Here is a 26,322-nt window from a genome sequence, read left to right on the forward strand (position 1 = left end):
GGGGGATGGGGAACGACAAGGTGTCCAAGGGGCGGGTCACGATCCGGGAGGTCGCCGAGCGGGCCGGGGTGTCGATGGCCACCGCCTCCCGCGCGCTCAGCGGCAACCATCCGGTGCCCGCCGCCACCCGGGCCCGCGTCCTGCGCGCCGCCCGCGAGCTCGACTACGTCGCCAACGCGCACGCCCGCGCCCTGGTCGGCGGCGGCCGCAAGATGGCCGCCGTCGTCGTCCGCCAGGTCACCAGCCCCTTCTACGCCCAGGTCGCCGAGGGCGTGGAGGCGGAGGCCGCCGACCGGGGCTGGCTGTGCGTGGTCGGCGCCACGGGCGGTGATCCGCAGCGGGAGATGGACTTCGTGCGGCTCATGCGGGAGGAGGGGGCACGCCTGGTGATCCTCGTCGGCGGGGTCGTCGAGGACGACGCGTACCGCTCACGCGTGGCCCAGTACGCGCAGGCCCTGGACTCCTCCGGCGCCCGGCTGGTGCTGTGCGGGCGGCCGGCCCCGGATCCCGATATCCCGGCGCTGGTCGTCGAGTTCGACAACGAGGCCGGGGCGCGGGCGATCACCGGGCATCTGCTGTCGGCCGGGCACCGCCGGATCGTCTTCCTCGGCGGGCTGCCCGGGAACACCGCGCTCGACGCCCGCGTCGCGGGGTACCGGGCCGCGCTGGCCGAGCACGGGTTGCCTCCGGCGGCCGCGCGGGTGGTGGACTGCGGCCTCGGTCGCGCTGCCGGGCTGCGTGCGATGACCGAACTCCTCAAAGAAACAAGGGAGTTCACGGCCGTGTTCGCGGGGGACGACATGGTCGCGGCGGGGGCGCTCCGCGCGATCGCCGACGCGGGGTTTCGTGTCCCCGAGGACGTGTCGGTCGTCGGGTACAACGACATCCCCTTGGCCGAGGACTTCAACCCGCCGCTGACCACGGTTCGCACGCCTGCGGAGGAGCTGGGGCGGGCGGCTGTGCGGATCGCTCTGCGTGATCCGGAGCATGCCGCGGGGAGCCACCATCTGTTGGGCACACACATAGTCGTACGCCGCAGTGTCGCTCCCCCAGGAGAGCCGTCGTGACAGTGCGGGTCGTGTGTGGCTGGTCGCGCAGTTCCCCGCGCCCCTATCGGGGCGCTGCCCGCCCTTGACCACAACTCACCGGAGGACCCACCCCCGTATGACCGCGCCCTTTGTGTCGCTTCCCGATGATCCGACCTTCCTGACCAACCTCCCCTCCCTGCCCCCACCCGACCACGCCCTCTCCCCCCTCACCGGCTGGACCCGCGCCCACTGGGAGGCCGTCGCCGATCGGCTGCTGGACGGGCTGGTGCCGTACGCGTCGCCGGGGCTGGCCCAGTACCGGCTGCCGGGGCGGGCCAGTCACTCCGGGCCCTTGTCCGACGGGCTGGAGGGCTTCGCCCGTTCCTTCCTGCTCGCCGCCTTCCGGATCGCGGGATCGGAAGGGCGGGTCGGGCCTGCCCTGATCGAGCGGTACGCGGCCGGGCTAGCCGCCGGGACCGATCCGTGCGGCGGGGAGGAGCGGTGGCCAGCCATCACCGACCGGGCGCAGCCCATGGTGGAGGCCGCGTCGATCGCGATCGCGCTGCATGAGACCCGCCCGTGGCTGTGGGACCACCTCGACGACGCCGTACGCGGCCGGGTGACCGACTGGCTCGGCGGCTTCGTCGGGGCGGACGTCAACGACTCCAACTGGCGGCTCTTCCAGGTGATCACCGAGGAGTTCCTCGCCTCGGTCGGCGCCCCGCACAGCCGGGACGAGATCGAATCGGGGCTCGCCCGGCTGGAGGACTGGTACCGGGGCGGCGGCTGGTACACCGACGGCGACGGGCGGAAGTTCGACTACTACAACGGGTGGGCGCTGCATCTGTATCCGGTGCTGTGGGCGCGGATCGCGGGGCCGAGGGCGGACCCCGGGCGGGTGGCACGCCACCGTGCGCGGCTGCGTGAATTCCTCGCCGCCCACCAGCACTTCTTCGGCGCCGACGGGGCACCACTGCACCAGGGCCGTTCGCTCACCTACCGCTTCGCGACCACCGCCCCGCTGTGGGCGGGTGCCCTCGCCGACGCCACGCCCCTGCCGCCCGGCCGTACCCGCCGGCTCGCCTCCGGTGCCCTGAGGCACTTCGCGGAACGCGGTGCGCCCGACGAGCGGGGCCTGCTCACGCTGGGCTGGTACCGGCCCTTCCTCCCCGTCACCCAGCGCTACTCGGGGCCCGCCTCCCCGTACTGGGCGAGCAAGGCCTTCCTCGGCCTCCTCCTCCCCGAGAGCCACCCCGTGTGGACGGCGCCGGAGGAGCCCGCGCCCGTCGACACGGCCGACACGACGCTGGCCCTGCCCGGCCCCGGCTGGCTGCTGCACTCCACCGCCGCCGACGGGCTCGTACGGCTCGTCAACCACGGCAGCGACCGGTTACCGCCCCCGCCCGCGACGGCCGACGACAGCCCGCACTATGCCAAGTTCGCCTACTCCAGCGGCACCGCGCCCGAGACCCCGACCGGCCCCGACAACCACCTCGCCCTTTTCGCCCCGGACGGCACACCTTCCCCGCGCGGCCGTATCCACCCGCTCGGCGTCGACGGCCGCCGAGCCGCCTCCTGGCACGAAGCCCTGGGGCACCGCGTCGAGACGGTCAGTGTGGTGCACGGCCCGTGGGAGGTGCGGGTGCACCGTCTCGACGTACCGTCCGGGACGGCCGTACGGGAAGGGGGGTGGGCCGTGGCCGACGACGCGGCGCCGCCCGTGGGGGAGGCCGGGCCGGGGCCCCGGGCGTCGGCCCGTCGCGCGGACGGCCTGACCAGCGTGATCGTGGGCCTGCACGGCTGGAGCGGGCCCGGTGCCGTCGTTCGGGCCCGCGACGCCAACGCGTACGGTCGCCACTCGGCGACGCCCGTGCTCGAGGGGAACGCCGCTCCGCTCCTGGTCACGCTCGTCATCCTCAGCGGCGACCCGCACGTGTCGTACACGGGGGCGAGTGCGGCCGTCGACATCGACGGAACCGTGGACGTCCGCTTCCCGGACGGCACCCGGGAGCACGTGTGATGCGATGAAACGCCGTAGATGTCCCAGGAGTTGTCCCAGGAGTTGACGCTCCCTTAGGGGCAGTGGCCGAAGGGACAATTTTGGGAAACCTGTGAGATCCCTACCTTGGTTGCGCACCGCACATCCGCCTCAGTGTGCGTCCACCCCAAGGAGACCTTCGTGCTCAACCGTTCGTTCCTCACCCGCAAACTGTCGACCCTGGCGGTCGCGGGGGCCGCCATGCTCGCGGTCCTCGCCCCGGCCGGCGCGGCGTCCGCCAACGCCCATGCCACGGTCGCCAAGAAGACCCAGACGGCGGTCGCGGAGCAGGAGGCCACGGCCGCCGCGGCCGGCCCGAAGCTGCGCAAGCTCTACGACTGGCGCTTCCACGTGAAGCCCAACAACGCCAAGTACATCGGCCGGCCCTGGAGTGCCAAGGAGCCGATGCAGGAGCTGAAGAAGTGCTTCAACTGCACGTTCCCCGTCAAGAACGCGCCGAAGAAGTACCCCAAGGAGGGGCAGCTGATCAAGCTGAAGGCGTGCGCGGCCGGCTCCTTCGGCTGTAAGAACGCACCGGTCAAGTTCTACACGAAGGGCATGAAGAACGGCTGGTACTTCGTCGCGCAGAAGGGCCACTTCGACGGCGCGGGCTCCAAGGTCTACTTCCAGTTCTACAACGATGCGAAGACCGGCTACCTGAAGCTCCACGTCTGGGCCTACGTCGCGAAGCCGAGCGTTCCGGACGGCGTCAACAAGTCGTTCGCGCGCGGCAAATGGCAGGACTTCAACCACAAGATGGGCGTGAAGATCGCCTGCAGGCACAGCTCTTCCTGCTGACGCCTGACGCCTGACGCCTGACCCACCTGGTCCCCGGCGGACCGCTGAGCCCCTCCGCTCAGCGGTCCGCCAGTGTCATGGCTTGGTCCAGTGCCTGGAGGAAGCCGTTGACCGTGGTCCGGTCGCGGACCGCCAGGCGCAGCCATTCCTCGTCCAGCCCCGGGAAGGTGTCGCCGCGACGGACGGCGAAGCCGAGGTTGCGCAGATGGCGTCGTACGGCCGCCGCGCGGGGCAGGCGGACCAGGACGAACGGGCCCTCGGCGGGCTCGGCCACGACGAGTCCGTCGGGGCCGAACTCCTGGAGCCCGGCGACCAGATGGGCACGGTCGGCGGCGATCCGGTCGGCCGCGGCGGACGCCTCCGCCAGGGCCCGGTCCGACACACACGCCTCGGCCGCCGCGAGAGCGGGCGTGGACACCGGCCACAGGGGCTGGGCACGCTCCAGCTCGGCTATCGTCTCGGGCGCGGCGAGGACGTAGCCGATCCGCAGACCGGCCAGCCCCCATGTCTTGGTGAGGCTGCGCAGCACGACGAGGCCGGGCACGTCCGTCCGTCCGGCCAGCGCCTCGCGCTCACCCGGCACCGCGTCCATGAACGCCTCGTCGACCACCAGCATCCGCCCCGGCCTGGCGAGTCGGGCGATGGACGCCGCCGGGTGCAGTACCGACGTCGGATTGGTCGGGTTGCCGATGACGACCAGGTCCGCGTCCTCCGGCACGGCCGCCGGGTCCAGGCGGAAGCCGTCAGACTCCCGCAGCAGCACCCGGTCCACGGTGTGCCCGGCGTCCCGCAGCGCGGCCTCCGGTTCCGTGAACTGCGGGTGCACGACCACCGGTTGGTGGACTTTGAGGGCGCGCGCGAGCAGCACGAAGGCCTCGGCGGCACCCGCCGTGAGCAGCACGCGCTCCGTCGGCAGCCCGTGCCGGGCCGCCACCGCCGCCCGGGCGACGCGCCCGTCCGGGTAGGCGGCCAGTCCGGTCAGCGACTCGGCGATCCGCTCCCGCAGCCAGGCGGGCGGTGTGTCGGCCCGGACGTTCACGGCGAGATCGATGAGTCTCGCCCCGTCGTCCCGGACCTCGGCATCGCCGTGATGCCGTAGGTCGTGGCCGCTCGCGGTGTCCGGTTCAGTGTGCATGGGAGTGCGCGTGTCCCCCGTGGTGATGGTGGTGGCCGTGGTGCCCGTCGTCGTCCGGGTGGAAGTGCGGCTGCTGCGGCAGCCCCACCTTGTCCTCGAAGCCGGGCAGGGCGACGCGGTAGACGCAGGAGTCGCAGTTCATGCGCAGATCGCCCGCCAGCGCCTCCCGGTACCGCTCCATGACCAGATCGAGCAACTCCGGTTCCGGTCCGATGACATCGGCCGACCGTACCTCGATCTCCGGATGCGCGGCAGCCCAGCCCTCGGTCTGGTTCCGCACCCGGTCCGGCAGGATTCCGGTGAACAGGAAGTACGGCAGCACCACGATCCGCCGGGCACCCAGCTTCACACACCGGTCGAGGCCGCTCGGCACGTCCGGCGCCGCCAGCGACACGAACGCCGTCTCCACACCCGCGTACCCGCGCCCTTCCCACAGCAGCCGGGCCGCCTTGTGCACCTCGGCGTTGGCGTCGGGGTCGGTGGACCCGCGTCCGACGAGCAGCACGGTCACATCTGCCCGGTCGCCCGGGGTACGGCCGTCTCCGCCGAGCGCCTCGTCCAGCCGCCGCTCCAGCACACGGAGCAGCGCCGGGTGCGGGCCCAGCGGACGGCCATAGGTGTACGAGATCCCCGGGTGCCGCTCCTTCTCCCGGGCCAGCGCGGCCGGGATGTCCCCCTTGGCGTGCCCGGCGGACACCAGCATCAGCGGGACGGCGGCGAACCGCCGCACCCCCCGCTCCACCAGCTCGGTCACGGCCTCGCCCAGCGGCGGCGGCGACAGCTCGATGAAACCGCCCGCGACGGGCAGCTCGGGATGGCGGCGCCCCAGCTCCCGTACGAAGTCGCGGAACGCCTCGGCCCCGGCATCGTCCCGGGTGCCATGACCGGCGATGAGCAGGGCGGGCGGCGGGGTGGTCACGATTTCTCCTCGGCATATGGAACATCGGAGCAGCGAACATCGGAGCAGCGAACGTCGGAGCAGGGAACATCGAAGTAGGGAACATCGAAGTAGGGAACAGGGGCGTGCGGCAGGGCGTCGAGTGTGGCGGCGACCACCGCCGCCACACCCGCCCCGGACACGCCGCCGACGGCGGTCGAGCGGTCCTCACGGTTCACCGGGCGCCCTCCGGGTTCTCCTGCCAGCGGTAGCCGCGCGGCGTCACCATGCGCCCCGCGATCTCCCGGGTCGCCGTGTTGCCCACGGTCACGACGGTCATCATGTCGACCGTCGCCGGATCCAGCGAGGCCAGGGTCGTCAGCCGGCTCGTTCCGTCCGGCCGTGAGGCGTTGCGTACGACACCGACGGGCGTCGTCGGCTCCCGGTGCTCGGCCAGGATCGAGAGCGCCTTCGGCAGCTGCCAGTCCCGGCCCCGGCTGCGCGGGTTGTAGAACGTCACCACGATGTCCGCCTCGGCCGCCGCCCGCACCCGCCGCTCGATGACCTCCCACGGCGTGTGCAGATCGGACAGGCTGATCGAGACATGGTCGTGCCCGAGGGGTGCGCCGAGGATCGCGGCGGCGGCGAGCGCGGCCGTGACACCGGGCACGCCGATCACGTCGATGTCGTCGGAGGCCTCGGCGAGCGCGGGCGACGCCATGGCGTACACCCCCGCGTCCCCGCTCCCGATCAGCGCGACGGCCTGCCCCTTCCGGGCCTCCTCCACCGCCGTCCGCGCCCGTTCCTCCTCCGCGCCGAGCCCGGACTCCAGGATCCGGGTGCCGGGCCGCAGCAGATCGCGGATCTGGTCCACGTACTGGTCGAGCCCCACCAGTACGGAGGCGCGCCGGAGTTCGGCCCTGGCACGCGGCGTCAGCAGATCCCGGGCGCCGGGCCCCAGCCCGACCACCGCGAGCCGCCCCCGCGCCGGCCGCCGCACGACAGCGCACGTCGCCATCGCCGGCCGCCCGTCCGCCCGCTCCGACTTCCGCTTGGGCACGAGCAGTTCACCGCCGCGTACGAGCGCGGCGGCCTCGGCGACGGAGGGGGTGCCCACGGCGGCGAGGGGAGCGTCGGAGGGGTTGGGCACCTCGACCGCCGCCAACTCCTCGGCGGAGTAGGTCACCAGGGGCACACCGAGCCGGCCGGCCGCCTCGACGACACCGGGTTCGTCGGCCTTGGCGTCGACGGTGGCGAGCTCGCCGAGGGACTGGGGGGAGAGGCCGGCGTCATGGAGGGTACGGCGGACGAGGTCGAGGATCTCGTCGACCGGGGCTCCCTTGGAGGCACCGACGCCGACGACGAGGGACGGCGGACGGAGGACGACCCGGGCTTCGCCGGCCTCGGGCAGGCGGTCGGTGTCGAGTGAGCCGTCGGTGTCGTGCGGGCGATCGGTGTCGAGCAGGCGGTCGGTCACGTGGATCGCCGGTCCGCTGCGCGGGGTGGGGCTGGGGGTCGGCACCGCGTCGAGCGCCGGGCGCCGCCTCACATTCGACGGCAACGCGGGCAGAGGCCAGCCCACCTCCAAGTCCAGCTCAACGGCCTCCCCATCGAGCACGGCCCGAGCAACCCCGGCGACATCCCCCTCCACAGGCAGCCCAAGCGTGTCCAGCCCAGGCACCCCCACCGCATCCGTGGCGGTGGTCACCACAGGCTGCGCCCCCAGCAACTCGCCCACCTCCAGGGCGAGTTCATTGGCCCCACCCGCATGCCCGCCGACCAGCGAGACGGCGAACCGCCCGCCCTCGTCGACGCAGACCACACCCGGGTCGGACTCCTTGTCCCCCAACAGCGGCGCGACCAGCCGCACCACGGCCCCCGTGGCGAGGAAGCACACGAGTTGCCCGCACTCGGCGAACGCGGCCCGTACGGAGTCGCCGACGGGGCCGTCGTACACGCGCACCCGGCCCGGCCACGCGGCGGCCAGCCGGTCCCGCGCGGCCGCCCCCGCCGCGGTGGCGGAAATGAGGCCGATCACTGAGCAACTCCTTCGTTCCGTGTCTCGGGCGTCGCCTCCGAAGCCGTCGCGCGACGCGCCTCGCGGGTCGCCTCGCGCAGGGCCTTGCGGGCGGCCGGATCGGCCTTGCGGTACCCGTGGAAGTGGCCCGGGTGGTAGAGGTGCGAGCGGGTGCCCTGGGCGTCGAGGGCCGGGCCGACCAGGAAGAGGGTGTGCTTCCAGAGCCTGTGCTCCTTGACGGTCTCCTCCAGCGTGCCGATCGTGCACTTCACGACCAGTTCCTCGGGCCAGGTCGCCTGATACGCGACGACCACGGGCGTCGACGTCGGATAGCCGCCCTCCAGCAGCTCCCGCACCAACTGCCCGCTGCGCGCGGCGGACAGGAACACCGCCATGGTCGTACCGTGCCGCGCGAACTCCCGTACCTCCTCGCCCGGCGGCATGGGCGTCTTTCCGCCGCCGAGCCGGGTGAGGATCACGGACTGCGCGACCTCCGGAATCGTCAACTCGCGCTGCGCGAGCGCGGCGACGGCGGAGAAGGAGGACACCCCGGGAATCACCTCGGTCGCGATCCCGACGGCACGACACCGGTCCAGCTGCTCCTGCGTACCGCCCCACAGCGCCGGATCCCCGGAGTGGATACGGGCGACCTTCAGCCCTTCCTCGACGGCCCGCTCGTACACGGCGACGACGTCCTCCAGCGACATGACCGCCGAGTCGAGGATCTCCGCCCCCTCCCGCGCGTGATCGAGCACCTCCGCCTGCACCAGACTCGCCGCCCAGATCACGACATCCGCCTCCGCGATCGCCCGCGCGGCCCGGAACGTCAACAGATCAGCGGCCCCGGGCCCGGCCCCGACGAAGGTGACTTTGCCGGTGTCAGCAGCCATGGGGGATCGGTCCTCTCTGGGGGGTGTAGCGCCCCAAAGGGGCGCGGGGCTGTGACATATGCGGCTCCGCCGCGTGGGTGCGACAAGCCACAACGGACCGGCAGCCGACAGCCGGTCTCACAAGCGAGCCGCAGCCTGGGGGCGCCGCACCCAAGAGGCCCAGCTCTTCCGGCAGCAAAGACCCATGGCTGCCTTCGTGGCACTCGGCGCGTTCGCGGGGGCGGGAAGGCCCCTCATGACGCTGCTCGGCGGCTGGACGGCCCAATGCGTGACGGACCGCCGTCACCTCGTGCCGGGCCTCGCCGGCGGCCTGATGCTGGGCGTGGTCGGCCTCGACCTCCTGCCGGAGGCGTTGGAGGCCGCCGACGGCAGCGAGGACGTATGCGGCGTACCCGCCGCCCTCCTGCTGTTCGTCGCCGGCTTCCTCCTGGCCCACCTGGTGGAACGCCTGCTGGCCGCACGACAGGCGGCGCACGGCGCGCAGGAGCACAACGGCCGTACGCCCCAGGTCGGTCTGACGGCCGCGGCCGCGATGGTCGGGCACAGCGCCATGGACGCCGTGGCCATGGGCGCGGCCTTCCAGATCGGCGAGGGCATGGGCATCGCCGTCGCGCTCGCGGTGATCGCCCACGACTTCGCGGACGGCTTCAACACGTACACGCTGACGAGCGTGTACGGCAACGCCCGCCGCCGCGCGCTCGCGATGCTGTTCGCGGACGCGGCCGTCCCGGTGGCGGGAGCCGCGTCCACCCTTCTGTTCACGATCCCGGAGGGCCCCCTCGGCTGCTACCTCGGCTTCTTCGGCGGCGCGCTGCTCCACCTCGCCGCCGCCGAGATCCTCCCCGAGGCCCACCACGAACACCCGGCCCGCTCCACCCTGCTGTGCACGATCGCCGGGGTGGCCTTCATCTGGCTGGTGGTGGGCGTGGCGGAGTGAGCGGATGTCCGGGAAACCGGTCACAGCTTCCCGCCGCGTCCGCCGTCGCGCCGGGCGGGCGCGATGAGGGTGGAGAGGTAGGGGAGGGGCCGGCCGTCCAGTTCGCCGGCGGCCTGGATGGACTCCTCGGCCAGCCCCAGCGCGGACCCCCACACGGCGTCCTCGATCCGCCCGGTCTCCCGCAGCGCCTCGACGACGGCCTGCGCCTGCCGCCCGAACTTGTACGCCACCACGGTCCCCGGCCCGTTCAGGGCGTCCTTCAGCACGGCCGCCCCCGCGGTGACCGGCACGAGCGTGAGCGGTTCGGTCCCCTCGGTCAGGACGGCACCGGAGCGCGCGGCGAGGTCCTGCATCGCGGTGATACCGGGCACGGTCTCGACGACGGTCCCCGGCACCAGCTCCCCGATGGTCTGGGCGAGATAGGTGAAGGTGGAGTACACGTTGGGGTCGCCGATCGTGGCGAACGCGACGCTCGTATGCTCCTTGAGCAACTGGGCGACGCGCTCCCCGGCGGCGTCCCAGGCGGCCTCGCGCCGCGCCCGGTCGCTCCGCTCGTTCAGAGCGAACACGACCCGGACGACCTTCTCCTCGCCCACGTACTGCAGCACGGTCGCCTCGGCACGCCCGCGCTCCCCGCCATCCTTTCCATCAGGTGCGGCCATCACCGGTACGACGACGACATCGGCGGCCCGCAGCGCGTTGACGCCCTTCACGGTCACCAGCTCCGGGTCACCGGGCCCGACCCCGACTCCGATCAGCCTGCTGCTCATGACGTCCGGCACCTCTCCACGAACCGACGGGCGACACCGGGCTCGGACGCCCAGTGCGTGTGCAGATAACTCGCGTGCACACCGCGCTGTACGAAACCTTCGACCCGCCGCCGAGGGGTCCGTACCCCCCAGGCGGGAGCCGGCCCGGCCCCCGGCTCGACGACCGTCCGGTGGAACTCGTGCCCCCGCATCCGCGTCCCCGCCACCGCCAGCACACTGTCGCCGATGGCCACCGCGTCCCGATACCCGAGGGTGAGCCGCGTATCCATCCGGGCCGTGGCGTCGAGCACCCCGCACATGGGCTGCCCGTCCAGCTCCCGACAGAGATACAGCAGCCCCGCACACTCGGCGGCGACAGGCGCCCCGCTCAGCGCCAACTCGGCGACGGCCTTCCGCAACGGCTCATTGGCGGACAGCTCGGCGGCGTAGACCTCCGGAAACCCACCCCCGATGACCAACCCCCGTGTCCCCTCGGGCAGTTGCTCGTCCCGAAGCGGATCGAAGGTGACGACTTCGGCACCGGCGGCGGCCAGCAGCTCGATGTGTTCCGCATAGGAGAACGTAAAAGCCGCCCCACCGGCAACGGCGATCACCGGCGCCCCGCCCAGCGTTGGACGAGGAGCAGCGCCATCCGGGCCCCCCACCCACCCGCTGTGGGCTTCGCTGTTCGGCGCCGGCGCAGGCAGTCTCAGCCCGTCCGGCGTTTGAGGACGAGGCCGTTCAGGCCGATGGCGGGGGTCTGGGGGCGCAGCCCCCAGGGTTGGGACGGGAAGGGGCGGCGGGGGCGAGGAAGCCACCGCCTCAGCCGCATCCCAGGCCGCACCCGACAACGCTCCCGCACTCCGGGCCAGCGCGACCAACGCCGCCAGATCGCATCCCGCACTCACCTGCGCCGCCATCGCCCCCACGGCCTCCACCGCCGCCGCCTGCCGCTCGGCCACCGGCACCAGCCCCAGATGCCTGGACGGCGTGTCCACCTGAGGAGCCCGCCGCAGCACCCCGAGGACCGGCACCCCGGCCGAGTCCAACGCGTCCCGCAGCAACTCCTCGTGCCGGTCCGACGCGACCTTGTTGAGGATGACGCCCCCGACCCGCACCTCCGGATCCCAGGAGACGAACCCGTGCACCAGCGCCGCCACGGACCGCGACTGCGACGACGCGTCCACGACGAGCACCACCGGCGCACGCAGCAGCTTCGCCACATGCGCGGTGGACGCCAACTCCCCTTCCCCCGCGGCCCCGTCGTACATCCCCATCACACCCTCGACGACGGCGATGTCGCACCCGCGTGCCCCGTGCGCGAACAGCGGCGCGACCAGTTCCGGCCCGCACAGATACGCGTCGAGGTTCCGCCCCACCCGCCCGCTCGCGAGCGCGTGATACCCGGGATCGATGTAGTCCGGCCCCACCTTGTGCGGGGACACGACGAGCCCCCGCGCGGTGAGCGCGGCCATCAGCCCCGTGGCCACGGTGGTCTTGCCGCTGCCCGATGAGGGCGCGGCGACGACCAGCCGGGGCACGGAGGACGAGGCGAAGGACGGGGAGGAGGAGATCACGACGTCACCACTCGATGCCCCGCTGGCCCTTCTGGCCCGCGTCCATGGGGTGCTTGACCTTCGACATGTCGGTCACGAGGTCCGCGAAGTCGACGAGCTTCTCGGGCGCGTTCCGCCCGGTGATGACGACATGCTGGGTGCCCGGCCGGTTCCGCAGCACGTCCACGACCTCGTCCGTGTCCACCCACCCCCAGTGCATCGGGTACGCGAACTCGTCGAGGACATACAGCTTGTACGTCTCCGCCGCCAGGTCCCGCTTGACCTGCTCCCAGCCCTCCCGGGCCTTCTCCTCGTTGTCCATCTGACCGTCGCGCTGCACCCACGACCAGCCCTCGCCCATCTTGTGCCAGTCGACGGACCCGCCCTCACCGCTGGCGCCGAGCACCCGCAGCGCGTTCTCCTCGCCGACCTTCCACTTCGCCGACTTGACGAACTGGAACACCCCGATCGGCCACCCCTGGTTCCAGGCACGCAGGGCGAGCCCGAACGCGGCGGTGGACTTGCCCTTCCCGATGCCCGTGTGCACGAAGACCAGCGGACGATTGCGCCGCTGACGCGTCGTCAGTCCGTCGTCCGGTACGACACTCGGCTGTCCCTGAGGCATTACGCCGCCCTCCCAGAAGTCCTGTGCGAAGTTCCCTGTACATCCCGTACCAGCCCGGCGATGGAGTCCGCCCGAAGCTCGTCCAACGTCACCGCCGTACCCCCCAGTTCACCCGCGAGCTGCCCGGCGAGGCCCAGCCGCACGGGCCCCGACTCGCAGTCGACGACCACGGAGGCGATGCCCTCGGCGGCGAACAGCCGGGCCGCCCGCGCGCCCAGCGCGACCGGCTCGGGCCCTCCGGTGGCACGCCCGTCCGTCACGACCACGACCAACGCCCGCCGCGCGGGATCCCGCAACCGCTCCACCCGCAGCACGTCGTGCGCCTTGAGCAGCCCGGCGCCGAGCGGCGTACGGCCACCGGTGGGCAACGACTCCAGCCGGACCGCCGCCGCGTCCACGGACGAGGTCGGCGGCAACGCCACCTCGGCGGCCGACCCCCGGAAGGTCACCAGCCCCACCTTGTCCCGCCGCTGATAGGCGTCCAGCAACAGCGACAGCACCGCACCCTTCACGGCACTCATCCGCTGCCGCGCGGCCATCGATCCGGAGGCGTCGACCACGAACAGCACGAGGTTTCCCTCACGCCCCTCCCGGGTCGCCTGCCGCAGATCGTCACGGCGGACGACCAGCCCCGGCCCGGACCGCCCCCGCGCCCGCTGATGCGGCGCGGCGGCCTGCACGGTCGCCGCCAGATGCAGCTTGGTCAGCGTGCCGCGCGGCCGGCGCGCCCCGGTCGTGCGCCCGTGCTCGGTCCGTGCCCGCGAACGCCGCCCGGCGGCGCCCTCACCGAGCCCCGGCACACTCAGCACCTTCGTACGAAAGGGCTCGGCGGCCCTGGCCGCGGCCTGCTCACCCGCACCGGCCCCGGCGGGCTGCGGCTCCCCGCCCTCCCCGGCCTCCGGCTGCGCACCGGTGTCACCGCCCTGCGGCCCGTCGGGCTCCGAGGACGGCGGCTGCCCGCCACCACCGGGCCCGTCGGGGCCGGGATCCGGATCCTCGTCCTGCGACGATCCGCCGAACTCCTCCAGCGTCTCGTCGAGCTTGTCCTCGTCGAGGCCCGGTGCGTCGAAGGGGTTCCGCCGCCGCCGGTGCGGCAGCGCGAGCAGCGCCGCCTGCCGGACGTCCTCCGCCAGCACCTCGGTCCGCCCGGCCCACGCGGCCAGCGCGCCGGCCGTCCGGGCCATCACGATGTCGGCCCGCATACCGTCCACCTCGAAGGCGGCGCAGGTCGCCGCGATCTGCCGCAGCGCCCCGTCACCGAGGACCACCGACGGCAGCAACTCCCGTGCGGCGACGATGCGTTGACGTACGGCGCTCTCCTCACCGGCCCACCGCTCGGCGAAGCCGTCCGGATCGTCGTCGTAGGCGAGCCGTCGCCGTACGACCTCCACCCGCTGGTCCGGCTCCCGCGAGGCCGCGACCTCGACGGTCAGGCCGAACCGGTCGAGCAACTGCGGCCGCAGCTCGCCCTCTTCGGGGTTCATCGTCCCGACGAGCAGGAACCGCGAGGCATGCCGTACGGAGACGCCCTCGCGCTCCACATATGAGGCGCCCATCGCGGCGGCGTCCAACAGCAGGTCGACGAGGTGGTCGTGGAGCAGGTTCACCTCGTCGACGTAGAGGATCCCCCGGTGCGCGTCCGCGAGCAGCCCCGGCTCGAACGCCTTCACGCCCTCGGAGAGCGCCCGCTCGATGTCCAGCGCGCCCACGAGCCGGTCCTCGGAGGCCCCGACCGGCAGCTCGACCATGCGCGACGGCCGCGTCTCGAACGCCGGCTCGTGCGGCCCGTCCGGGCACGCGGGGTCCGGCTTCGCGGGGTCGCACGAGAAACGGCACCCGGCGACGACCTCCACCTCCGGCAGCAACGCCGAGAGCGCCCGCACGGCGGTGGACTTGGCGGTGCCCTTCTCGCCACGCACGAGCACACCGCCGACGGCCGGCGACACGGCGTTCAGCAGCAGCGCGAGCCGCAGGTCGTCCTGACCGACGACCGCCGTGAACGGAAACGGAACACTCACTTTTCGTCGCCTTCCAGATCGCCCTCAAGCTCCAGATACGTGGCCCGCAGCCGCTCGATCGTGTCGGCGTCCGGCTCGGCCCACAGACCGCGCTCGGCGGCCTCCAGCAGACGCTCGGTGATGCCCCTGAGCGCCCACGGGTTGGACTTCTTCATGAAGTCACGGTTCTCCGCGTCGAAGACGTACTCCGCGCTGAGCTTCTCGTACATCCAGTCGTCCACGACCCCGGCCGTCGCGTCGTACCCGAAGAGGTAGTCGACGGTCGCCGCCATCTCGAAGGCGCCCTTGTAGCCGTGGCGCCGCATGGCCGCCATCCAGCGCGGGTTGACGACCCGCGCCCGGAACACCCGGTGCGTCTCCTCGCCCAGCGTCCGCGTCTTCACCTGGTCGGGTACGGCCGAGTCACCGACGTACGCCTCGGGGCTCGTCCCCGTCAGATGCCGCACCATGGCGACCATGCCGCCGTGGTACTGGAAGTAGTCGTCCGCGTCGACGAGGTCGTGCTCCCGTGTGTCCACGTTCTTCGCGGCGACGGCGATCCGCCTGAACGCCGTCTCCATGTCCCCCCGCGCCGCCCGCCCGTCGAGCCCGCGCCCGTAGGCGTAACCGCCCCAGACGGCGTACACCTCGGCCAGATCCGCGTCCGACCGCCAGTTGCGCGCGTCGATCAGCGGCAGCAGCCCGGCCCCGTACGCTCCCGGCTTCGACCCGAAGACACGGGCCGTCGCCCGCCGCCGGTCGCCGTGCCCGGCGGTGTCCTCGTCCACATGCGCCCGTACGTAGTTGGAGTCGGCGGGCTCGTCCAGCTCGGCCACGGCCCGTACGGCGTCGTCGATCAGCGCGACCACGTGCGGGAAGGCGTCCCGGAAGAACCCCGAGATCCGCACGGTGACGTCGATGCGCGGCCGCCCCAGCTCCGCGAGCGGCACCACCTCGAACCCGGTCACCCGGCGCGACGCGTCGTCCCACACCGGACGGCACCCCAGCAGCGCCAGGATCTCCGCGATGTCGTCGCCCTGCGTGCGCATCGCGGACGTCCCCCACACCGTGAGCCCGACGGACTTCGGATACGCCCCGGTGTCGGTCAGATACCGCTGCACGAGTGAGTCGGCGAGCGACTGCCCGACCTCCCAACTCAGCCGGGACGGAATGGCCTTGGGGTCCACGGAGTAGAAGTTACGGCCGGTCGGGAGCACATTGACCAGCCCGCGCGTCGGCGAACCGGACGGACCCGCCGGGACATAACCGCCGTCGAGCGCCTTGAGGATGTGGCCGATCTCGTCCGTGGTCCGCTCCAGACGGGGCACGACCTCCTCGCAGGCGAACTCCAACACCGCGACGGCGTCCGGGAGTTCGGTGCCCAGCACCGCACGGACGAGCGCCGGCACGGCCGCCACGTCCCACTCCCGTGCCTCCAGGCCCTCGGCGGCCCGTCGGCACAGCTGCTCCAGCAGATCGATCGCGTCGGCGGCCGTACGCGACGGCCCCTCGACGAGCCGCGTCAGCTCCGCCGGCACCTTCACCGGCGCCCCCGGCTCGGCCAGCAACTCCTTCTCCACGAGCCCGAAATGGGCCGCGAAGGAGGCCCGGAGCCCCGGCAGCGCGTTCGCCCTGCCGCCCCACACCTGCGAGGCGCGCAGCACGGCGAGCACGAGATTGACGCGCGGCTCGCCGACGGGCCCGCCACCGAGGATGTGCAGTCCGTCCCGGATCTGCACGTCCTTGATCTCGCACAGATAGCCGTCGATGTGCATGACGAACTCGTCGAACGCCTCGTCGTCCGGCTGCTCGTCGACACGCAGGTCGTGGTGCAGCTCGGCCGCCTTGACCAGCGTCCAGATCTGCGCCCGCACGGCCGGCGCCTTCCCCGGGTCCAGATCGGAGACCAGCGCGTACTCGTCGAGCAGCTGCTCCAGTTTCGCCAGATCGCCGTACGTGTCCGCGCGCGCCATCGGCGGTACGAGATGGTCGACGACGGTGGCGTGCCCGCGCCGCTTGGCCTGGGTGCCCTCGCCGGGGTCGTTGACGATGAAGGGGTAGACGAGGGGGAGTTCACCGAGGACGGCGTCCGGGGCGCACCCGCCGCTGAGCCCCAGCCCCTTGCCCGGCAGCCACTCCATGGTCCCGTGCTTGCCCATGTGCACGACGGCGTCCGCGCCGAAGGAGTTCTCCAACCACCGGTACGCCGCCATGTAGTGGTGCGACGGTGGCATGTCCGGGTCGTGGTAGATCGCGATCGGGTTCTCGCCGAAGCCGCGCGGCGGCTGGATCATCACGACGACGTTCCCGAACTGGAGCGAGGCGAGCACGATGTCGTCCCCGTCGACGTACAGCGAGCCCGGCGGCTCGCCCCACGCGTCCAGCATGGCCTGCCGGAGTCCCGGGTCGAGTGTGTCGAACCACACCTGATAGTCGGCGAGCGGCACGCGTGCGGGCGCGGCGGCAAGCTGCTCCTCGGTGAGCCACTCGACGTCGTGACCACCGGCGTTGATGAGTCGGTGGATCAACTCGTCGCCGTGGGAGGGGTATTCGCTGACGCCGTACCCGGCGTCCTTCAGCGCGTCCAGCACCCGCACCGCCGAGGCGGGCGTGTCCAGCCCCACCGCGTTGCCGACCCGCGAGTGCTTGGTCGGATACGCGGTGAAGACGAGCGCGAGTTTCTTCTCCGCGTTCGGCTTGTGCTTGAGCCGCGCGTGCCGTACGGCGATTCCGGCGACCCGGGTGGCCCGCTCGGGGTCGGCGACGTACACCGGGACGTCGTCCGGCCCCTGCTCCTTGAACGAGAACGGCACGGTGATCAGCCGCCCGTCGAACTCCGGGATCGCGACCTGCATCGCCGCGTCCATGGGGGAGAGGGCGGCGTCGGACGCGTCCCAGGCCTGCCTGGACGACGTGAGGCAGAGCCCCTGCAGCACAGGCACGTCGAGGTCGGCGAGCGCCCCGATGTCCCAGGCCTCCTCGTCACCGCCGGCCGATGCCTGCGAGGCATGCGTGCCACCGGCGGCGAGCACGGTGGCGACCAGCGTGTCCGCCTTCGCCAGGGTCTCGTACAGCCCGGCGTCGGCTCCGCGCAGCGAACCGCAGTACACCGGAAGGGCGTTGGCGCCCCGCGCCTCGATCGCGTCACACAGGGTGTCCACGAAGGCGGTGTTGCCGCTCAGTTCATGGGCCCGGTAGAACAGCACGCCGACGGTCGGGCGGCCCTCGACGAACGGACGCTCGCCGTGGACGCCGTACTCCGGCATCTTCCGTGGCTCGACGAATCCCTCACCCGTCAGCAGCACGGTGTCGGACAGGAACCGCGCCAGCTCGGTGAGGTTGTCGGGCCCGCCCTCGACCAGATACCGCAGCGCCTCCGCCACGACACCGGCGGGCACGGACGACTCGGCCATCAACTCGGCGTCGGGCACGGCCTCGCCACCGAGCAGGACGGTCGGAATCCCCGACGCCTTCAGCTCGGCGAGCCCGTCCTCCCAGGCCCGCTTGCCCCCCAGCAGCCGTACGACGGCGATGTCCGCACCCTCGACGAGACCCGGCAGTTCGTCCGTCACATCCACCCGGGTCGGATTCCCGATCCGGTACGAGGCGCCGACCGCGGCCCTGGCCGCCAACAGGTCCGTGTCGGCGGTCGACAACAACAACACTGTGCTCATGCGGGCGCTCCCGGTGGAATGAAAGGCAGTCCTGTGGGCGTGCCCGACTCGATGAGCCGCCAGAGCGCGTCCGTGTCCGCGTGTTCCTCGATCAGATCGCCGAGCCGGTCCAACTGCTCCTCGCGCAGTGCGGCGAACGACGTGTCGGCGGCTGGCACGAAACGCCGCCCGGCGGCGGCCGCCACCTCGCGCAGAAAGGCCCGCCGGAACCCGTCCGACTCCAGCGACCCGTGCCAGTGCGTGCCCCAGGTCTGCCCGACCCGGCACCCGTCCAAGAAGGGGTCACCGCCGACGACTTCGGCGACCCCGTGATGGATCTCGTAGCCGTCGACCCGCTCCCCGAGGGCCTCCCCGACGGGCCGCGTCAGCGTCTTCTCCCGCGCGAACCGCACGCGGACGGGAAGGAGTCCGAGCCCTTCGACATGGCCTCGGCGGCTCTCGACCTCGTCCTCGATGTGCTCGCCGAGCACCTGGAACCCACCGCAGATGCCGAGAGTCGGCCGCCCCTCCGCGGCCCTGCGCAGGAGGGCGTCGGCGAGCCCCCGCTCCCGCAGCCACTCCAGCGCCCTGACCGTCCCCCGGGTCCCCGGCACGACGACGAGGTCGGCGTCGGCCAGCTCCTCGGCCCGGTCCACGAACCGGACGACGACACCGGGTTCGGCGGCGAGCGCGTCCACATCGGTGAAGTTGGACATCAGCGGAATCGCGCACACCGCGACCCGCAGCACGTCCTCCCCGACGGGCGGCGCGACATTCGACTCCCGGACCGTCCCCCGCAGCGAGACCCGAAGTCCGTCCTCCTCGTCGATCCCGAGCCCGTGCCGGAAGGGCAGCACGCCGTACGTGTGCCGCCCGGTGAGCCCGTGCAGCATGTCGAGCCCCGGCTCCAGCAGGGAGACGTCCCCCCGGAACTTGTTGACGAGGAACCCGGCGATGAGCGCCTGGTCCTCGGGGGACAGCAGCGCGAGGGTCCCGAAGAAGGACGCGAAAACCCCACCACGATCGATGTCGCCCACGACGAGCACGGGAAGCCCGGCATTCCGGGCGATCCCCATGTTGACGATGTCGGTCCGCCGGAGATTGATCTCGGCAGGACTGCCCGCCCCCTCACAGATCACCGCGTCATACGTGCCCCGCAACTCGGCGAGACAGTCCAGCACGGTCCCGAGCAGCCGCTGCTGCCGCCCGCCGTGATACCCACGCGCGCTCATCTCGCCCACCGGTTTGCCCATGAGCACGACCTGACTGCTCTGGTCGCCCCCCGGCTTCAGCAGCACGGGATTCATCAACGCCGTCGGCTCGACCCGACAAGCCTGCGCCTGCATCGCCTGCGCCCGCCCGATCTCGGCGCCTTCCCTCGTCACGAAGGAGTTCAGCGACATGTTCTGCGCCTTGAACGGCGCGACCTTGACCCCCCGCCGCACCAGCCACCGACAGATCCCGGCGGTGACGACACTCTTCCCGGCATCGGAGGTGGTCCCGGCGACGAGCAGTCCACCGCCGGTGGAACGACTGCCGCTCATGAGTCCCCCTCCGCCGGCTTCGCGAACCGCCCCCGCAGCACCGCCGCACCCGCACTGACCCCCAACGCCAGCCAACTCACCCGCCGGGACAACCGAGCAGCCCGCTCGATGTCCCCCACGGCCACGGCCCGCCCCTCCCCATTCAGCACAGGCCGATGCTCAACCCGCCCCCCATACGACAACGTGCCCCCCAACCGCACACCGAGCGCCCCCGCGAACGACGCCTCCACAGGCCCCGCATTGGGACTCGGATGCTTCCCCGCATCCGCCCGCCAAGCCCGAACGGCCCCCCGCGTATCCCCACCCGCGGCCGCGGCCAACACCGCGGTGAGCCGAGCCCCGGGCCACCCCGCCACATCGTCCAGCCGAGCCGAAGCCCACCCGTACCGCCGATAACGCGACGACTTGTGCCCGACCATGGCATCCAGCGTGTTGACGGCCCGGAACCCCACAAGCCCCGGCACCCCACCGACGGCGCCCCACACGAGCGCCCCCACCACCGCGTCCGACGTGTTCTCGGCGACGGACTCCACGACAGCCCGCGCGATCCCGTCCGAGTCGAGCGCCTGAGGGTCCCGCCCGCACAGATGAGGCAGCCGGGCCCGCGCGCCCTCGATGTCCCCGGCTTCGAGGAACCGCCCCACGGCCCGGGCCTCCCGCACGAGCGAAGTCCCCCCGACGACGGCCCAGGTGGCGGCACCGGTCAACGCCACGGAGGCGGCACGCGACGGCCGTACGGCGGACGCGGCGACGGCACCGAGCGCCGCAGCGCCACCGGCGCACACGACGGTGTGCAGCGCGCCCCACCCCCGGTGGTCCCGCCACAGCACCCGCTCCACGGCACCCGCCGCCCGCCCGAACGCGGCGACCGGATGCCCCCGGCGCGGATCACCGAGCAGCAGATCACCGAGGAGCCCGGCGGCGGCGCCGCACGCGAAGACGCGATCGGCACGCACGGGTTCAGCCGATCGCGGGGTCGGGCAGGGACCAGGTGCTGAAACTCAAGTGGCAGCCGCGCATGGCGATATGTCCTCACTCAGGGTGTCCACGCCCTGGTTCGACGAGACCGACGGCGAGAGTTCCTGGCTCCCGGGATGGTTCTTCCCCGGTGACAGTGGCGGGACCGCGCCGGAATCGCACCGGCTTCCTCTCCTGCCGTCGTACATGGCCCCGGCAGTCCACCACGCCCTTGGAAGACCCGTCAACTTGCTGTTGACCTGCGGTGGAACGGTGTGCTGAGCCCCACACCCGCTGAAATCCCGTCAGACGCCCGAATCGGCGGAGCGGGCGGATCGTGAAGTTGGGGGTGCTTTCCGTCGGGGGTGGGCGCCTTGGCCGCGCTTCTCGTACCGAGTGGTGAAATACACGGTCTCGTCTGGCTGGTGGTGACCGTACTCGGCGCCGCCGGGGCCGGCCTGTGGTGGGGGCCGACCCCGGTCACGGAACGGCTCCGGGTCCTGAACCGGGCGCTGGGGGAGGCTCGGCCCCAGCGCCCGCACCACCGCTGACGTGGGGTTTCCGGTCTCAGGTCATGATCAGGGAAATTCCGTACGCCACGGCCGCCGCGCACAGCGCGAAGCACACGTACGCCCCGGTGGTCGCGAGCGCCACCGAGTCGCCCCGGGTTGACGCTTCCTCCCGCTTGGAGAGGCCGACGATGCCCAGGGTGAAGAGGCCGACGAGGGCCACGGTGACCACGAGGCTGACTCCGAAGACGGAGCCGAGGGCTGCCCAGTCGATGTGCATGGTGGTGATCTTCCTCAGGGAGTCGCGGGGCTCAGACGGCGGGCGTCGGCGTGGGCGGGTTCGTCGAGGCCGTGGTCTCGGCGGCGGTCGCGGCCGCGGGGGCCGGAATGGTCGCCGTGAGGTCCGCGACCACCGGGCCGGCCGGCGGCGTCACCGCTGCCATCGCCGTGGTCACCACTCCGGGCGTCTCCTCGGCGTCGTTCACATTGGTGTGGTCGACCACCTCGCGGCGCGAGAGCACCCAGATGGCGGCGCTGGAGGCGATGAGGAAGACCGCGACGACGGCCGTGCCCCAGGTGCCGAAGGACGTGACCCACTCGGCGAGCGCGGCGACCAGCGCGGCGGCCGGCAGGGTCAGCCCCCAGGCGACGAACATCCGGGTCGCGGTCGACCAGCGGACCACACCGCCCTTGCGGCCGAGGCCCGCGCCCATCACGGCACCGGAGACCGAGTGCGTGGTGGAGAGGGAGAAGCCGAGGTGCGAGGAGGCCAGGATGACCGTGGCCGCGCTGGTCTGGGCGGCGAAGCCCTGCTGCGGCTGGAGGTCGGTCAGACCCTTGCCCATCGTGCGGATGATGCGCCAGCCGCCCAGGTAGGTGCCGAGCGCGATGGCCATACCGGCGGAGACGATGACCCACACCGGCGGGTCGGAGTCGGGTGCGAGGGCGCCGCCGGCGACCAGGGCCAGGGTGATGATGCCCATCGTCTTCTGGGCGTCGTTCGTACCGTGGGCCAGCGAGACCAGGCCCGCGGAGGCGATCTGACCGGCGCGGTAGCCCTTGCCGGAGGCCTTCTCGCTCGTGTGCTTCCCGAGCCCGTACGTCAGCCGGGTGGCGAACATCGCCGCGATGCCGGCGACCAGCGGGGCCGCGACGGCGGGGATCAGCACCTTGGTGACGAGGACGTCACCGTGCACCGCGCCCGCGCCGGCCGAGGCGATGGTGGCGCCGATGAGACCGCCCATCAGGGCGTGCGAGGAACTGGAGGGGAGCCCGACGAGCCAGGTCAGCAGGTTCCAGAGGATGGCGCCGACGAGCGCCGCGAATATGACCTCTGGCTGTATGCCGGACTCGTCGACGAGCCCCTTGGAGATGGTGTTGGCGACCTCTATGGAAAGGAACGCGCCGACAAGGTTGAGCACGGCGGACATGGCGACCGCGACCTTGGGCTTCATGGCGCCGGTCGAGATGGTGGTGGCCATCGCGTTGGCGGTGTCGTGGAAACCGTTCGTAAAATCGAACGCGAGCGCAGTGATCACTACGATCGCGAGGATCAGCGAGAAGTTTTCCATTTACCCGGGCTTCTTTTGGACGTCAGTGGCACGTGGACCGTAGGCAACCTGGATGAACGGAAGATGAACTAGGACAGGCTTGCGGGTGTAGTGAATGAGGTGCCGCCGCTCCGCCTGTGCGCCGACGCAGGCGGCGAGCCCGGCGGAGCGACAGCCCCCGTGTTCGAACTGAGGTGGAATACCGAGGTCCGCTACCCCTTGGCGAACTCCTTCAGCCGGCCCATGGACCCGTTGAAGAGATTCTGGTCACCCGGCAGGCGCCCGCTGCCGTTGTCGTACTGCCAGATCGTCCAGAACTTCCACCCCGCGGGCAGTTCTCCCGCCCCCGCGGAGTTGTACCGGGCCAGCCACAGCGCGTGGTTCCCGCCGAAGGCCGCGCTGTTGCCGGTGCAGGTCTTCCACCAGTGGGTGGTCGTGTAGATCACCGGACGACGGCCGGTGAGGCGCTTGACCTCGTCGCTGAACGACTTGATCCAGCCGACCATCCTGCTGTTGCTCAGGCCGTAGCACTTCTTCTTCCTGTCGTACGGGTTGTACTCGATGTCGAGCGCCGGCGGCAGCGTCCAGCCGTCCGCGCGCCAGCCGCCGCCGTTGTTCACGAAGTAGCGGGCCTGGGCCTTGCCGGACGACCTGTTCGGCACCGCGAAGTGGTAGGCGCCGCGGACCAGGCCCGCGTTCCGCGAACCGTTGTACTGCTGGCCGAAGTACGGGTTGCGGTAGGTGGTGGACTCGGTCGCCTTGACGTAGACGAACCGGGCGCCCTTCGACTTCGCGCTCGACCAGTTGACCTTCTTCTGGTGCGAGGAGACGTCGTGCCCCTCGGGCTTGGCGGCGGCCGAGACAGGGATCTCGACGAGAGCTGTCCCCCCTAGGGCGAGCGCGGCGACGGAGGCCGCGAACACGCGGTTGCGACGACGGGACGGCTTGAGATCACGGGCCATGTTTTCCCCCCGGAATGGCGAATTGTGCGACAAAACAACCGGAGATTACTGGAAGATCCCCGAAACGCGGTCGATCACCGGCCAATCACCAACACCGGGTGATGTATGCGTATATGAGCTCTTCCGAAGGCCCGTCCTCCGCCCTGCAGTGCCCGCGCCCGGGACCCTTCCTCGCCGTCCGCCTGGCAGGATCACGGCATGGCTGAGCAGCGGCGCACCGCCCGGGACGAGCGGGGCACGGGTGAGGACGCACAGGATGCGCGCAACGTACGGCGACGGGGTGTGCCGGACGACGTGGCGCGCGCGTGGGACGAACTCGTCGCGACGGCCCGCCGGACGGTGACCGAGGGGCTGGTCGTCGGCACCTCCGGCAATGTGTCCGTACGCGTGGGCGACACCGTCCTGGTCACACCGACGGGCGTGCCGTACGACCGCCTGACCCCGGACGACGTGACGGGCGTCGACCTCTTGGGCCGGCAGGTCCTCGGCACGCTCCGCCCGACGAGCGAACTCCCCATGCACCTGGCGATCCACACCACCACCGACGCCCGCGCCGTCGTGCACACCCACGCCGTCCACGCGACCGCCGTCTCCACCCTCGTGAGCGAGCTGCCGCTGATCCACTACATGTCCGCCGCCCTCGGCGGACCCGTCCGGGTCGCCCCCTATGCGACCTACGGCACCCCGGAGTTGGCCGAGAACATGCTCCGCGCTTTGACGGACCGCACCGCTTGCCTCCTCCAGAACCACGGCACGATCACCTACGGAGACACCCTCTCCGAGGCCTACGACCGCACGGCCCAACTCGAATGGATGTGCCAGGTCTGGCTGACGGCATCCTCCGTACCGGGCCTCACCCCGAACCTGCTCACCCACGCACAGGTGGCGGAGGTGGGGGAGCGGCTGCGGGGCTATGGGCAGCCGGGACAGGGGACCGCCGGCGGGCCCGGAGCGCCGGGCACCGCCGGGCGGAAGCGTCCGGGCTGATCGGCGTCGCGGCGGAAACAGAGCTCCGCGGCGGAGCCAGGGGCCTTTGGACCATCGCTCGTCATGCCCGCCCGGCCATCCGCGCGCTCGTCACCCCGTTCACCCGTCATCCGCGCCCACTGGCCCAGGACGGGGTCCGCCAGGACACTGGAGCCGTGCGTGCAGTCAAAGCGGCAGCCTCGGCCCTCGGGGTCGTGTTCGCGGCCGGCGCGGCCAGTGTCGCCGTGGGCCGGCTGGCGAGTGACGCCGCGCTGAAGGCGCCGCCGGGCGGACCGCTGCCCACGGAACCCCGGCTGACCGTGCACTCCACCGCCGCGGGCCGTATCGCCCTGACCCGGGCCTTCGCCTCCCAACGCCCCGGCACCTACGGCCTCACCGGCCACGGCTCCCACGCGGTCGTCGGCACTGTCCTGAACGGCGCCCCGCACGCCCCCGACACGGTCGTACGCCGCCTGGAACGCGTCACCCACGGCACCCTGGAGCCCGGCGACAAGGTGTGGCTCACCCCGAACACCCACATCGGCGACCCCCGCACCGCGCTCGGCCTCGACCACGACGACGTCGACGTCCCCGGCGAACTCGGCACCCTGCCCGCCTGGTTGGTGCCCGCGGACCGGGACACCTGGGTGATCGCCGTGCACGGCCTGGGCGCGACCCGCGAACACGCCATGAACGTCATGGAGTTCCTGCACCGCCACCACTTCCCGGTGCTCGCCCTCGCCTACCGCGGCGACCCGGGCGCGCCCCGCTCCCCGGACGGCCTGAACCACCTCGGCGAGACCGAGTGGCGCGACGTGGACGCGGCCATCCGGTACGCCGTGCGGTTCGGCGCCGAACAGGTCGTCCTGCACGGCTGGTCCACCGGCGCCACCATGGCCCTGCGCGCCGCCACGCACTCCCCGCTCCGCGACCGCGTCGCCGGACTCGTCCTGGACTCACCGGTCCTCGACTGGACGGCCACCCTGCGCGCCCTCGCCGCCGCCCGCCGCACCCCCGGCGCCCTGCTGCCCCTCGCGGTCCGCGCCGCCCAGGGCCGCACGGGACTGCGCGCCGCCCCCGTCGGCCAGGCCGCCGTCCCAGCGGAACTCAGGACCCCCACCCTGCTCTTCCACGGCCCCGACGACGCCGTCGCCCCCTGGGGCCCCTCCCGCGCCCTCGCCGCCCGCCACCCCGGCCGGGTCACCCTCCGCACCGTCCCCCACGCCCCGCACGGCGCCATGTGGAACGCCGACCCCCAGGCCTACGAAGAGACCCTGCGCCGCTTCCTCACGCCCCTGATGTAGGGAGCAGGGGAGCCCGACCGGTCGTGCCGCGCCCCACACGTTGTCGGAACCCTGTCGGCAGGGCCGGGAACCGCCCCGCCACAGAGAGGTACGCCACATTCCGTTTAGCGTCGAACCAGGGCGATCCTCCTCGGTGTCGACCCCCTGGGGAACCCGTGCGTTGGCCACCCCTGTCGCCCGCTGTGACATTCCGTTTGGGTTTTCGGACCGTCAACCGGAAGACTGCCCCC

Annotated in this window: 22 protein-coding genes and 1 riboswitch; of the genes, 7 read left to right on the top strand and 15 right to left on the bottom strand. The window is 72.2% G+C overall.

Going from position 1 to position 26,322, the window contains the following annotated elements; all coding sequences use genetic code 11:
- Nucleotides 1–5 precede the first annotated feature (5 nt).
- The 3 genes from JIX56_RS36160 (at nucleotide 6) to JIX56_RS36170 (ending at nucleotide 3,864) form a co-directional block, all read left to right on the top strand.
- Entirely contained in the window at nucleotides 6–1,067 is a 1,062-nt protein-coding gene (locus JIX56_RS36160) for a LacI family DNA-binding transcriptional regulator (protein ID WP_257551314.1), read from the top strand.
- A 97-nt stretch (nucleotides 1,068–1,164) separates the two neighbouring features.
- Entirely contained in the window at nucleotides 1,165–3,048 is a 1,884-nt protein-coding gene (locus JIX56_RS36165; RefSeq protein WP_257546894.1) for a DUF2264 domain-containing protein, read from the top strand.
- Nucleotides 3,049–3,207: 159 nt separating this feature from the next.
- Complete coding sequence (locus JIX56_RS36170) at nucleotides 3,208–3,864, top strand: hypothetical protein (RefSeq protein ID WP_257546895.1); 657 nt, start codon at nucleotides 3,208–3,210, stop codon at nucleotides 3,862–3,864.
- A 58-nt stretch (nucleotides 3,865–3,922) separates the two neighbouring features.
- Here the strand turns inward: JIX56_RS36170 and cobC are convergent, their stop codons facing one another.
- The 5 genes from cobC to cobM are packed head-to-tail and all read right to left on the bottom strand — an operon-like array spanning nucleotide 3,923 to nucleotide 8,783.
- Nucleotides 3,923–4,999 (bottom strand): Rv2231c family pyridoxal phosphate-dependent protein CobC, encoded by a 1,077-nt coding sequence (gene cobC, locus JIX56_RS36175; RefSeq protein WP_257546896.1) that lies wholly within the window; start codon nucleotides 4,997–4,999, stop codon nucleotides 3,923–3,925.
- Nucleotides 4,989–5,918: a sirohydrochlorin chelatase gene (locus JIX56_RS36180; protein WP_257546897.1), complete on the bottom strand. Its 930-nt coding sequence runs from the start codon at nucleotides 5,916–5,918 to the stop codon at nucleotides 4,989–4,991. Before JIX56_RS36180 ends, cobC begins: the two co-directional genes overlap by 11 nt.
- Entirely contained in the window at nucleotides 5,915–6,115 is a 201-nt protein-coding gene (locus tag JIX56_RS36185; RefSeq protein ID WP_257546898.1) for a hypothetical protein, read from the bottom strand. The genes JIX56_RS36180 and JIX56_RS36185 overlap by 4 nt, the downstream gene beginning before the upstream one ends.
- Complete coding sequence (cobJ, locus tag JIX56_RS36190) at nucleotides 6,112–7,914, bottom strand: precorrin-3B C(17)-methyltransferase (protein WP_257546899.1); 1,803 nt, start codon at nucleotides 7,912–7,914, stop codon at nucleotides 6,112–6,114. Before cobJ ends, JIX56_RS36185 begins: the two co-directional genes overlap by 4 nt.
- Nucleotides 7,911–8,783: a precorrin-4 C(11)-methyltransferase gene (cobM, locus tag JIX56_RS36195; RefSeq protein WP_257546900.1), complete on the bottom strand. Its 873-nt coding sequence runs from the start codon at nucleotides 8,781–8,783 to the stop codon at nucleotides 7,911–7,913. The genes cobJ and cobM overlap by 4 nt, the downstream gene beginning before the upstream one ends.
- Nucleotides 8,784–8,967: 184 nt before the next feature.
- Between cobM and JIX56_RS36200 the strand changes: the two genes are divergently transcribed.
- Nucleotides 8,968–9,720: a ZIP family metal transporter gene (locus tag JIX56_RS36200; protein ID WP_257546901.1), complete on the top strand. Its 753-nt coding sequence runs from the start codon at nucleotides 8,968–8,970 to the stop codon at nucleotides 9,718–9,720.
- 20 nt (nucleotides 9,721–9,740) lie between these two features.
- Here the strand turns inward: JIX56_RS36200 and cobI are convergent, their stop codons facing one another.
- The 7 genes from cobI to JIX56_RS36235 are packed head-to-tail and all read right to left on the bottom strand — an operon-like array spanning nucleotide 9,741 to nucleotide 20,800.
- Nucleotides 9,741–10,490 carry a precorrin-2 C(20)-methyltransferase gene (gene cobI / locus JIX56_RS36205; RefSeq protein ID WP_257546902.1) on the bottom strand — a complete coding sequence of 250 codons (750 nt, stop codon included), beginning with the start codon at nucleotides 10,488–10,490 and terminating at the stop codon, nucleotides 9,741–9,743.
- The gene (locus JIX56_RS36210) at nucleotides 10,487–12,046 is read right to left on the bottom strand and encodes a cobyrinate a,c-diamide synthase (protein WP_257546903.1); all 1,560 of its coding nucleotides are present in this window, start codon (nucleotides 12,044–12,046) and stop codon (nucleotides 10,487–10,489) included. Before JIX56_RS36210 ends, cobI begins: the two co-directional genes overlap by 4 nt.
- 4 nt (nucleotides 12,047–12,050) lie before the next feature.
- Nucleotides 12,051–12,650, bottom strand: coding sequence for a cob(I)yrinic acid a,c-diamide adenosyltransferase (cobO, locus tag JIX56_RS36215; protein WP_257546904.1), 600 nt, complete (start codon nucleotides 12,648–12,650; stop codon nucleotides 12,051–12,053).
- Nucleotides 12,650–14,668 carry a putative cobaltochelatase gene (locus JIX56_RS36220; protein ID WP_257546905.1) on the bottom strand — a complete coding sequence of 673 codons (2,019 nt, stop codon included), beginning with the start codon at nucleotides 14,666–14,668 and terminating at the stop codon, nucleotides 12,650–12,652. Before JIX56_RS36220 ends, cobO begins: the two co-directional genes overlap by 1 nt.
- Complete coding sequence (gene cobN, locus JIX56_RS36225; protein ID WP_257546906.1) at nucleotides 14,665–18,321, bottom strand: cobaltochelatase subunit CobN; 3,657 nt, start codon at nucleotides 18,319–18,321, stop codon at nucleotides 14,665–14,667. Before cobN ends, JIX56_RS36220 begins: the two co-directional genes overlap by 4 nt.
- A complete protein-coding gene (locus JIX56_RS36230) occupies nucleotides 18,318–19,844 on the bottom strand; it encodes a cobyric acid synthase (protein ID WP_257546907.1) in 1,527 nt (508 codons plus the stop codon). The genes cobN and JIX56_RS36230 overlap by 4 nt, the downstream gene beginning before the upstream one ends.
- Complete coding sequence (locus JIX56_RS36235; protein ID WP_257546908.1) at nucleotides 19,841–20,800, bottom strand: cobalamin biosynthesis protein; 960 nt, start codon at nucleotides 20,798–20,800, stop codon at nucleotides 19,841–19,843. Before JIX56_RS36235 ends, JIX56_RS36230 begins: the two co-directional genes overlap by 4 nt.
- Before the next feature lie 98 nt (nucleotides 20,801–20,898).
- Nucleotides 20,899–21,042: riboswitch (cobalamin riboswitch) on the bottom strand.
- Between the two features lie 133 nt (nucleotides 21,043–21,175).
- Between JIX56_RS36235 and JIX56_RS36240 the strand changes: the two genes are divergently transcribed.
- Nucleotides 21,176–21,352 (top strand): hypothetical protein, encoded by a 177-nt coding sequence (locus tag JIX56_RS36240; RefSeq protein WP_257546909.1) that lies wholly within the window; start codon nucleotides 21,176–21,178, stop codon nucleotides 21,350–21,352.
- A 16-nt stretch (nucleotides 21,353–21,368) separates the two neighbouring features.
- Here JIX56_RS36240 and JIX56_RS36245 read toward each other — a convergent pair whose 3' ends face one another.
- The 3 genes from JIX56_RS36245 to JIX56_RS36255 form a co-directional block, all read right to left on the bottom strand.
- Complete coding sequence (locus tag JIX56_RS36245; RefSeq protein WP_257546910.1) at nucleotides 21,369–21,590, bottom strand: hypothetical protein; 222 nt, start codon at nucleotides 21,588–21,590, stop codon at nucleotides 21,369–21,371.
- A 31-nt stretch (nucleotides 21,591–21,621) separates the two neighbouring features.
- Nucleotides 21,622–22,881, bottom strand: coding sequence for an inorganic phosphate transporter (locus tag JIX56_RS36250; protein WP_257546911.1), 1,260 nt, complete (start codon nucleotides 22,879–22,881; stop codon nucleotides 21,622–21,624).
- A 191-nt stretch (nucleotides 22,882–23,072) separates the two neighbouring features.
- Nucleotides 23,073–23,822 carry a lysozyme gene (locus tag JIX56_RS36255; protein WP_257546912.1) on the bottom strand — a complete coding sequence of 250 codons (750 nt, stop codon included), beginning with the start codon at nucleotides 23,820–23,822 and terminating at the stop codon, nucleotides 23,073–23,075.
- A 198-nt stretch (nucleotides 23,823–24,020) separates the two neighbouring features.
- Between JIX56_RS36255 and JIX56_RS36260 the strand changes: the two genes are divergently transcribed.
- Entirely contained in the window at nucleotides 24,021–24,809 is a 789-nt protein-coding gene (locus JIX56_RS36260; RefSeq protein ID WP_257546913.1) for a class II aldolase/adducin family protein, read from the top strand.
- Nucleotides 24,810–24,964: 155 nt separating this feature from the next.
- Nucleotides 24,965–26,092 carry an alpha/beta hydrolase family protein gene (locus JIX56_RS36265; RefSeq protein WP_257546914.1) on the top strand — a complete coding sequence of 376 codons (1,128 nt, stop codon included), beginning with the start codon at nucleotides 24,965–24,967 and terminating at the stop codon, nucleotides 26,090–26,092.
- Nucleotides 26,093–26,322 lie beyond the last annotated feature (230 nt).

The sequence above is a fragment of the Streptomyces sp. CA-210063 genome (assembly GCF_024612015.1).
GTDB lineage: Bacteria > Actinomycetota > Actinomycetes > Streptomycetales > Streptomycetaceae > Streptomyces.

What these genes read in the sequence shown, in the direction of transcription:
- cobM (WP_257546900.1), bottom strand. Translation starts at nt 8,783, where the DNA reads ATGGCTGCTGACACCGGCAAAGTCACCTTCGTCGGGGCCGGGCCCGGG.
- JIX56_RS36260 (WP_257546913.1), top strand. Translation starts at nt 24,021, where the DNA reads ATGGCTGAGCAGCGGCGCACCGCCCGGGACGAGCGGGGCACGGGTGAG.
- JIX56_RS36230 (WP_257546907.1), bottom strand. Translation starts at nt 19,844, where the DNA reads ATGAGCGGCAGTCGTTCCACCGGCGGTGGACTGCTCGTCGCCGGGACC.
- cobC (WP_257546896.1), bottom strand. Translation starts at nt 4,999, where the DNA reads ATGCACACTGAACCGGACACCGCGAGCGGCCACGACCTACGGCATCAC.
- JIX56_RS36255 (WP_257546912.1), bottom strand. Translation starts at nt 23,822, where the DNA reads ATGGCCCGTGATCTCAAGCCGTCCCGTCGTCGCAACCGCGTGTTCGCG.
- JIX56_RS36165 (WP_257546894.1), top strand. Translation starts at nt 1,165, where the DNA reads ATGACCGCGCCCTTTGTGTCGCTTCCCGATGATCCGACCTTCCTGACC.
- JIX56_RS36160 (WP_257551314.1), top strand. Translation starts at nt 6, where the DNA reads ATGGGGAACGACAAGGTGTCCAAGGGGCGGGTCACGATCCGGGAGGTC.
- JIX56_RS36200 (WP_257546901.1), top strand. Translation starts at nt 8,968, where the DNA reads ATGGCTGCCTTCGTGGCACTCGGCGCGTTCGCGGGGGCGGGAAGGCCC.
- JIX56_RS36245 (WP_257546910.1), bottom strand. Translation starts at nt 21,590, where the DNA reads ATGCACATCGACTGGGCAGCCCTCGGCTCCGTCTTCGGAGTCAGCCTC.
- cobO (WP_257546904.1), bottom strand. Translation starts at nt 12,650, where the DNA reads ATGCCTCAGGGACAGCCGAGTGTCGTACCGGACGACGGACTGACGACG.
- JIX56_RS36250 (WP_257546911.1), bottom strand. Translation starts at nt 22,881, where the DNA reads ATGGAAAACTTCTCGCTGATCCTCGCGATCGTAGTGATCACTGCGCTC.
- cobN (WP_257546906.1), bottom strand. Translation starts at nt 18,321, where the DNA reads ATGAGCACAGTGTTGTTGTTGTCGACCGCCGACACGGACCTGTTGGCG.
- cobI (WP_257546902.1), bottom strand. Translation starts at nt 10,490, where the DNA reads ATGAGCAGCAGGCTGATCGGAGTCGGGGTCGGGCCCGGTGACCCGGAG.